The organism is Salipiger sp. HF18 (assembly GCF_011806505.1).
GTDB classification, from domain to species: Bacteria; Pseudomonadota; Alphaproteobacteria; order Rhodobacterales; family Rhodobacteraceae; genus Salipiger; species Salipiger thiooxidans.
Genome location: NZ_JAATOS010000301.1, coordinates 1 through 4,880, shown reverse-complemented (window position 1 = coordinate 4,880; position 4,880 = coordinate 1). Strand labels below are relative to the sequence as shown.

The 4,880-nt window shown below is 69.6% G+C and carries 4 protein-coding genes; 3 read left to right on the top strand and 1 reads right to left on the bottom strand.

Annotated elements, in window-relative coordinates:
• Window positions 1-956: 3-carboxy-cis,cis-muconate cycloisomerase (locus HC022_RS19030; RefSeq protein ID WP_167453469.1), on the bottom strand; the 956-nt coding region annotated here is incomplete at its 3' end.
• A 311-nt stretch (window positions 957-1,267) separates the two neighbouring features.
• Here HC022_RS19030 and HC022_RS19025 point away from each other — a divergent pair.
• The 3 genes from HC022_RS19025 to HC022_RS19015 form a co-directional block, all read left to right on the top strand.
• Window positions 1,268-2,653 carry an ethanolamine ammonia-lyase subunit EutB gene (locus tag HC022_RS19025; protein ID WP_167453468.1) on the top strand — a complete coding sequence of 462 codons (1,386 nt, stop codon included), beginning with the start codon at window positions 1,268-1,270 and terminating at the stop codon, window positions 2,651-2,653.
• Window positions 2,650-3,387 carry an ethanolamine ammonia-lyase subunit EutC gene (eutC, locus tag HC022_RS19020; RefSeq protein ID WP_167453467.1) on the top strand — a complete coding sequence of 246 codons (738 nt, stop codon included), beginning with the start codon at window positions 2,650-2,652 and terminating at the stop codon, window positions 3,385-3,387. The genes HC022_RS19025 and eutC overlap by 4 nt, the downstream gene beginning before the upstream one ends.
• Window positions 3,388-3,397: 10 nt before the next feature.
• On the top strand, window positions 3,398-4,880 hold a 1,483-nt coding region (locus HC022_RS19015), incomplete at its 3' end, for a hypothetical protein (RefSeq protein ID WP_217704050.1).

Below are 4,880 nucleotides of genomic sequence, written 5' to 3'. Positions count from 1 at the left end.
TCAAGGCTCCACGCCGCGCCCGAGCGTTCCTGCTCGTGGATCATCGCGTGGTGCATGGCGCTGACCTGCGTGGCGTTGAACCGCGCCAGCGTCACCAGCAGCTCGGCCGCGACGGGGTTCTGCTTGTGCGGCATCGCCGACGAGCCGCCGCCGCCCGAGAGCGCGATCTCGTCAATCCCCTGCTGCGCCATCAGCGCCACGTCCTGACCCATCTTTCCCAGCGTGCCGGTCACCAGCGACAGGAACGAGGCGTATTCGGCAATCGGCTCGCGCATCGCGTGCCAGCTGCGCCTGGCCGGGGCGAGGCCGAGGTCGCGGGCGACGCGTTCGACGACCTCGGTCTCCTTGTCGCCCAGCGCCTTGCGGTCGCCCGAGGCACCGCCGATCTGCACCTTCTCGACAAGCCCGCGCAGCACCGACAGCCGGTCGCGGTGGCCGGCGAGCGGCAGCGTCCAGGTCAGCACCCTGTCGGAGACAGTGATCTCGGTCGCGGCCTGCATCCGCGTCCGGCCCATCAGCGGGGTGGCGCCGTGGCGCGCCTCGAGTGCACTCAGAGCGCGGGTCAGTTGCTCGATCCGCTCGATCAGGAGCTTCGAGGCCTCGGCCAGCGCCATCACCATCGCGGTATCGACCACGTCCTGCGAGGTCGCGCCCTTGTGCAGCGCCTCCGACGGGGCAACGGCGCGCAGCTGCGCCACGAAACGGGGGATCGGCACGCCGTCCTGCGCCATGCCCTCGGCCAGGTCCGCCATGTCGATGCGCGCGGACTCGATGGCAAGGGCGGCGGCCTCGGCCTTGTCGGGGTCGAAGATCCCGACGGCGCCGCAAGCGCGCGACCACGCGGCCTCGAAGGCCAGCATGTGGGCGATCTGGCGCTCGGCCGAAAGGATCTTTGCCATCTTGTGATCGGTGAACAGCCCCGACAGCCACGGGTGTTCGAAAACGCTACTGCTCATGCTGCTGCTCTCCCTGTTTTTGTACGGCACTTTCCCGGTCCCGGTTCTACAACATCGCCCCCGCGAGGACAGCGGTATCTGTTGTCGCGACCCGCGTGGTGATCGGTCGGAATTGACCGAAAGGGCAGTGTCGCGCTCAAATAATGTGCGTTCGGTCACTTTTTCTTGCGTCTGACGGCCTGCAGAGCCCATAGGGAGGCGCGGGCCGTCAACGGGGCTTTTCCCGCGCCGCCGCTCTTGCGACACTGCCGCAAAGCAAATCGCCGGCGCATCCGCGCTCGGCCACTTCGCGACTACGGAGGGTCTGACCCGTGAAGTTCGAACATATCGCCGGTGGGGAAACCCATGCCTTTGCCAGCCTGGCGCAGGTGATGGCCGCCGCGACACCGCTGCGCTCGGGCGACGAGCTCGCCGGCATTGCCGCCAGTTCCGAGGCCAACCGCGTCGCCGCCCGCTACGTGCTGGCCGACCTGCCGCTGTCGCACTTCCTGAACGACGTGGTGGTGCCCTACGAGAGCGACGAGGTCACGCGGCTGATCATCGACAGCCACGACGCCGAAGCCTTTGCCCCGTTCCGCTCGATGACCGTGGGCGACCTGCGCAACTGGCTGCTCTCCGACGCCGCCGACGCGGTATCGTTGGCCAAGGCCGCGCGCGGCTTCACCCCTGAGATGATCGCCGCGGTCAGCAAGCTGATGCGCAACCAGGACCTCATCGCGGTGGCCGCCAAGACCGAGGTCGTCACCCGCTTCCGGAGTACCGTGGGCCTCAAGGGGCGTCTGTCGACGCGGCTTCAGCCCAACCACCCCTCGGACGACCTGCGCGGCATCGCGGCGGCGATCCTCGACGGGCTGCTGCAGGGCTCGGGCGACGCGGTGATCGGGATCAACCCGGCCTCGGACAGCATCCAGAACTGCACCGACCTGCTCTGGGCCCTCGACGGGCTTCGGCAGGAGTTCGACATCCCCACCCAGAGCTGCGTGCTGACCCACGTCACCAACAGCATGGAGATCATGGAGACCGGCGGCCCTGTCGATCTCGTGTTCCAGTCCATCGCGGGCACGCAGGCGGCGAACGAGGGCTTCGGCGTCACGCTCTCGATCCTCAAGGAGGCGCAAGAGGCGGCGCTTGGCCTCAAGCGGGGCACCGTGGGCACCGACTGCATGTATTTCGAGACCGGGCAGGGCGCGCCGCTCTCGGCCGACGCCCACCACGGTGTCGACCAGCAGACGCTCGAGGCGCGTGCCTACGCCGTCGCGCGCGCCTTCGATCCGTTCCTCGTGAACAGCGTCGTGGGCTTCATCGGGCCCGAGTATCTCTACAACGGCAAGCAGGTCATCCGCGCCGGGCTCGAGGACCATTTCTGCGGCAAGCTGCTCGGCCTGCCGATGGGCATGGACGTCTGCTACACCAACCACGTGGATGCCGATCAGGACGACATGGACACGCTGGCCTGCCTGCTGGGGGCCGCCGGCGTGAACTTCGTGATCTGTGTGCCGGGCTCGGACGACGTGATGCTGAGCTACCAGACCCTGTCCTTCGAGGACGGGCGCTGGATGCGCTCGATCTCCGGCGCGCGGCCCGCGCCCGAGTTCGAGGGCTGGCTCGCCAGGATGGGGCTCGAGCAGATGGGGCCGGACCGGGCGATCCCGGACATGAGCGCAATGATGAAACGCATGGGACTGGCCGCAGAATGAGCGAGATCGACAAGCACCCCGCCTTCAACGCCCTGCGCCGCCTGACGCCCGCGCGGCTGCGGCTCGACCCCGAGGGCGGCCCTGCCACCCTCGAGTCGGTGCTCGACTTCCAGCTCAGCCACGCCAAGGCCCGCGACGCGATCTGGAAGCCCGTCGACTGGGAGGCCGTAGAGGCCGGCATCGGCGGCGCCGAGGTGATCCGCGTGCACAGCCGTGCCGAGGACCGCGGCGTCTACATCCGCCGTCCCGACCTTGGCCGGCGCCTGCGCGAGGGCGATGCAGACACTCTCCCCGAGGGGCCCTTCGACGCGGTCATCGTGCTCGCCGACGGGCTGTCGGCGGATGCGGTCAACACCAACTCGGCCGAGGTGATGACCGGGCTGGTCGGGGCCTTCTCGGACCTCAAGCTCGGCCCCATCGTGCTGGCCGAGCAGGGACGCGTCGGCATCGGCGACGAGATCGGCGAGCGCATGGGCGCAAAGCTCGTGGTCATGGTGATCGGCGAGCGTCCGGGCCTGTCGCTGACCACCAGCCTCGGCGCCTATCTCACCATCAACCCCAGGGTCGGCACCCCCGACAGTTCGCGCAACTGCGTGTCGAACATTCACAATTCCGGCGGGCTCTCGGCCGAAAAGGCGGTGGCCAAGATCGACTGGCTGGTGCGCCACGCGCTCAAGCTCGGGGTGACGGGCGTCGGGCTCAAGGACAACTCGGACAAGATCCTGATCGAGTGAGCCGCGCGCCGTGAGCCGGCTCGACGCCTACTGGTTCTGGTCCGGCCTGCCGACCGAGGCCGAGATGCGCGCGCAGCTCGCCGGGTTCCGCGCGCAGGGTTTTGGCACGATCTACATCCAGGCGCGGCTGTCGATGCCGCGCGCGCTCTACCTCTCGCCCGAGTACCTTGCCGCCTATGCTCAGGCGGTGCGGATCATGGCCGGGCTTGGACTGCGGGCGGGGCTCTACGACGACTACGCCTGGAGCAGCGGGCAGGCGGGCGGGCGCACCGTCGAAGGCGCCGACCACCTGCGCGAGACGCATCTCTTCTGGGCCGAGAGCAACGGGCGCGACGCGACCATCGCCGGTATCCGGGCGACGCTTGGTGCGAGCCTCGGCGCGGCGGTGCGCAACTGGATCCACGAGGACGGCGCGCCGCGGCTGGCGGACTGGGCGCCGGTGGCTGCCGTGCTCTGGTCCCCGGATGGCAGCGTGCGCGACGTGACCGACGCGGTGCGCATCGTGGCCGCCGGGGCCGACGGCATGACCGCGCGGCTGGACCACTCGCTGCCCGAGGGCGCCCGCTGGACACTCTTCGCCCGCGCCCGCGTCGCCAACTCCCGCGTGATCAACTACCTGCTGCCCGAGGCCGGGGTGCGCTTCGTCGAGAAGGGGCTCGAGCCCTATGCCCGGGCGCTTGCGTGCCTGCTGCCCGATCCGGTGCACTGCCTGTTCTTCGACCAGCCCGCGCCGGTGCTCTACGACTGGGAGGGGCGCACGGGCAATCTCGTCAACAGCCTGCTCTGGAGCGACGGCTTCGCCGCGTCACTTGTGGCGCGGGGGCCACTGGCGTTGCAACTTGCGGCGCTGCTGCGCGATCTGCCCGGAGCGCGTGCGACCCGCAGCCACGTCTATCGGACCTATACCGTGCTCTTCCAGCAAAGCTTCCTCGGCCCGCTCCGCGCTTTCTGCGACCGTAACGGGCTGGCGCTCACCGGGCACGAGATCCTGCCGCACGTGGCGCGTTTCGCGCTCAATGGCGGGTTCGCGAGCATCGACCCGCGGGCGGCGCTGGCGGCGGATTTCTTCGGCACCGACCGCTGGCGCGACGTGACGGCGGTGGACGCCAACAACCTCGACGCCCAGCTTGCCCCATTGCTCGGCGACAGCATCGCGCGGGCCAGCGGTCGCCGCGGCTGCTGGTGCGAGCTCTACGTGACCGCCACCCGCTCCGAGACCCGCGCCGCGGGCCAGTGGGAGATGACGTCGCAGGCGCTGCGGGCGCAGCTCATCCGCTTGCACATGCTGGGCGCCAGCCGGGTGATCCTGCATGCACTCTTCGCGTCGGAGGGCGATGCCACGCCTTCGGCGCTCGACAACCTGCGGTTCGACTTCGCGCCCGGCTACAACCTGCAACCATGGTGGCCCGTGATGGGTGCGCTGGCCTCGGAGGCGGAGGCTCTGGCGGATTTCATCGAAGGCGCCGCGCCGCCCCCCCGCATCGCGCTGCTCT

Excerpts from the sequence above, each read along its gene's own strand:
- eutC (WP_167453467.1), top strand. The coding sequence starts at position 2,650 with ATGAGCGAGATCGACAAGCACCCCGCCTTCAACGCCCTGCGCCGCCTG.